This window comes from Vibrio harveyi NBRC 15634 = ATCC 14126 = KCTC 12724 (assembly GCF_001591145.1).
GTDB classification, from domain to species: domain Bacteria; phylum Pseudomonadota; class Gammaproteobacteria; order Enterobacterales; family Vibrionaceae; genus Vibrio; species Vibrio harveyi.
The window spans coordinates 1-1,181 of record NZ_BCUF01000135.1 but is presented as its reverse complement, the minus strand read 5'-3'; the positions used below and the strand labels follow the sequence as shown (position 1 = coordinate 1,181).

2 protein-coding genes are annotated in these 1,181 nt (G+C 40.7%); both read left to right on the top strand.

From position 1 onward, the window contains the following. The first annotated feature begins 109 nt into the window (after positions 1-109). Positions 110-544: a hypothetical protein gene (locus VHA02S_RS24840; RefSeq protein WP_227740469.1), complete on the top strand. Its 435-nt coding sequence runs from the start codon at positions 110-112 to the stop codon at positions 542-544. A gap of 153 nt (positions 545-697) precedes the next feature. Further along, entirely contained in the window at positions 698-1,165 is a 468-nt protein-coding gene (locus VHA02S_RS24835) for a cold shock domain-containing protein (RefSeq protein ID WP_038899037.1), read from the top strand. The last annotated feature ends 16 nt before the right edge of the window (positions 1,166-1,181 follow it).

Sequence of the window (1,181 nt, the reverse complement as noted above, 5' to 3'; positions counted from 1 at the left end):
GTGTTTAAGGTGGTAAGCGGGAGCTTCGGTATTGCGTTGCTCACACCTTAACAGGGCGTTAGCTTTAAAAAGGGTACGTATGTTCCTACTCAAAATTAATGATTCAAAAATGTCATATAGCTTTAAAGCATCGGTGTTAAGTGCCTGTATTGCCTTTTTTTTAGTGTGTTTGTATCATTTTTTAGTTGGTTTGCCTGAAGAGACGCCCAATGAGAACTTATCGTTTTCCTTTTTTGATGCGTTCGGTTTGATTCTATTCGCTCCATTTGTAGAAACGATACTAATAGTCCTACTCATATGGCTAGCTCAGAAGTTCATGCAAAATATACTATTGGTCGCTTGTTTAGTCGCCTTGTCTATTTCAGTTCTGCACTCTTTAAGCCATCCATTGTGGGGCTTGTTCACGTTTGCCCCGTTTGTTGTTTTTTGTCTCGGTTTTCAGGTTTGGCAAAAGGTATCTACATCTGAGGGTGCAAAAGTCGCTTTCTTAACTCACGCTTTTCATAATAGTTATGTGTTAATTCTGGTGGGGCTATCAGGTTAAAGCTAACAAAGCATTTAAGACGGATTCCCAACGCTCGGCATTTTTGGTTTACTTTGAATTTAGTGTTTACGGTGCAATATATTAAGTGCAGTGGTCTGCGTTGCTCACCACTTAATGCGGCGTTATGCCGCTATATGAAAAACGGGAGAGGACATGAAAGGGGAAATTGTTCGCTGGGTTGATGAGCGCGGTTTTGGGTTCATAAATTCCAATGAACTGGATGGTGACATTTTTGTTCATGTATCCAAGTTCAAAAAAGGATACCGACGCCCTCGAATAGGGGACCAAGTAGAGTTTCAACTGGCAAGTGTTCAGCCTAAGTTAAGTGCGGAAAGTGCTCAGTTAGTCGGTGTCAAACCACAGAAAAGCAATTCTTTTTCAGTTGTATTATCAGCAGTTATCGTCGGTCTAATAGGCGCAGCCTTATATCTGTTTTATATAGAGCCTAAGCTAAACCCTGCATATGAAAATATGGGGTTTAGTTGCCAAGGTAAGACCTACTGTAGCGAAATGGCATCTTGTGACGAAGCAAAGTTTTATTTATCAAATTGTCCAAATGTCAAAATAGATGGCGACAATGATGGTACTCCTTGCGAGAGTCAGTTATGTGGTAGTTGGTAGGATCGGCATAACAAAC

Excerpts from the sequence above, each read along its gene's own strand:
- VHA02S_RS24840 (WP_227740469.1), top strand. The coding sequence starts at position 110 with ATGTCATATAGCTTTAAAGCATCGGTGTTAAGTGCCTGTATTGCCTTT.
- VHA02S_RS24835 (WP_038899037.1), top strand. The coding sequence starts at position 698 with ATGAAAGGGGAAATTGTTCGCTGGGTTGATGAGCGCGGTTTTGGGTTC.